This is a genomic window from Verrucosispora sp. SN26_14.1 (assembly GCF_004307965.1).
GTDB lineage: Bacteria > Actinomycetota > Actinomycetes > Mycobacteriales > Micromonosporaceae > Micromonospora.
Genome location: NZ_SISL01000744.1, coordinates 1 through 1,760 on the forward strand (window position 1 = coordinate 1; position 1,760 = coordinate 1,760).

The 1,760-nt window shown below is 74.5% G+C and carries 1 protein-coding gene and 1 pseudogene; one reads left to right on the top strand and one right to left on the bottom strand.

What is annotated here, in order from left to right; translation table 11 throughout:
- The coding region (locus EYA84_RS31525; RefSeq protein ID WP_131057818.1) for a D-alanyl-D-alanine carboxypeptidase family protein at positions 1 to 1,219 on the bottom strand (1,219 nt) is incomplete at its 3' end.
- A gap of 314 nt (positions 1,220 to 1,533) precedes the next feature.
- On the opposite strand from EYA84_RS31525, the pseudogene EYA84_RS31530 reads away from it, so the two are divergent.
- Positions 1,534 to 1,760, top strand: a pseudogene (locus EYA84_RS31530) (hypothetical protein); the annotation flags it as partial.

Below are 1,760 nucleotides of genomic sequence, written 5' to 3' on the forward strand. Positions count from 1 at the left end.
CGCCGACCGCCAGCGCCACGACCGTGCCCGCGCCCGGGCGGTCGTCGACGGTGGCCGAGGTCGTGGTGCTCACCGGCGGCGCCTCGGCCGGCGCGGGCAGGGCCGGCGAAGGCGGTACGGGCGTTCGTGCGGCGTCCCACTCCCCCGGCTCCACCAGCCGACCCACGCCGGCCTCCCGGGGCAGCCGGAAACCCCAGTCGAGCAGGGCGGCACCCTGCTCCCAGCCGCGCTGCGGTCGGGGCTCGGCACCGAGCAGCGTGACCACCAACCGGCGACCGTCGCGCTCGGCGGCGCCGACGTAGGTGTGCCGTGCGTAGTCGGTGAAGCCGGTCTTGCCGCCCAGCGCACCCGGATAGCGGTGCACGAGCTGGTTCTCGTTCTGGATCTGGAAACCCCTGGCGCCCAGCCCCCGCTGGGCCGGGATCCGGGTGCGTTCGGTGAGCGCGTACCGGCGGAACGTCGGGTCGGCGAAGCAGGCCCGGGCGATCAGCGCCAGGTCGTACGCGCTGGTGAACTGCCCCGGACCGTCCAACCCGGACGGCGTGACCGCGTGCGTCTGCAACGCGCCGAGGTGCCGGGCGTACTCGTTCATCGCCCGCACCCCGCCCGCCGCACCGTCCGGGCCACCGCCGAGGCGGGCCAGCGCGTTGGCCGCCTCGTTGCCGGACTGCAACAGCAGACCGAGCCAGAGCGTCTCCACCCGGTACCGGCCACCGGGCAGCAGCCCGACCGCCGACGAGCCGGGCGCGATGTCCAGGTCCTCCCGGGTCACCCTGATCACCTGCTCCGGATCGAGTCGGGGCAGCATGGTCGCGGCCAGCAGCAGTTTCTGCACGCTGGCCGGGGTGGCGTACTCGTGCGGGCCACAGCCACCGAGCACGGTGCCGGTGTCCAGATCGGCCACCAGCCACGAGGTCGCGGTCACCCTCGGCGGGGCCGGTACGCCCGGCGGCACGACGAGTCCCGAGGTCGCCAGCGGCTCCCCGCCGACCACCCGGTGCTCCGGGTCCGAGGGTGGCGGGGTCGGCCGGGGCGAGCGGGTCACCTTCGGCGCGACGGCCTTCGGGCAGGGCACCGCAGCAGTCGGCGTGGCGGCCGGCGCAGCAGGCGGCGGCGACACGGCGGCGACACGGTCGGTGATCGCAGCCGCACCGGCAGTCGCGGGGATCGCCACGATCGCGAGGACGACGACGGCGACGGAGAAGGCCCGGACGCTCATGAAGACGCAGACTAACGGCACGATCGGCGGCCGCACCCGATCGGTCGGACCGCCGACTCGACGCGAGGGTGCGGATCTTCCACACGCACCGGTTGAACCGATCCCGCGCGCCCCCCGTATCCACAGCCGAACACACCACAACGTTCGGACCTGCGGCGGGAGCGCTCCCGAAGCGCGTCCGACGGTCACCCCGGGACAGGCTCCGGCATGCGGAACGGCCGCCGCTGTCGAGGCTCCCGGGCTTCCCACGGCGCTTCAGCCGGCGGCCGCCGACGCGGTCGGCCCGCCCGGCGGTCATTCATGAGGAGAGAATCATGGTCAGGCGTACCCAGAAGCAGCGGAAGCAAGCCGCCCTGAAAGTCGGCGGCGTCGGCATCCTCGCGGTCGCGCTGCTCGGCGCGGGCTTGACGCTGGCCTCCGCCGACGACAGCGCCGGGGCGGCGCAGACGGCGAACTGCCCGACGGTCCGGGACAAGCTCTCCGGCGTACCCGCCGCCGCCGTCGCCGGCGTCGAGCAGGAACTGGCCAACCTCGACAAGCA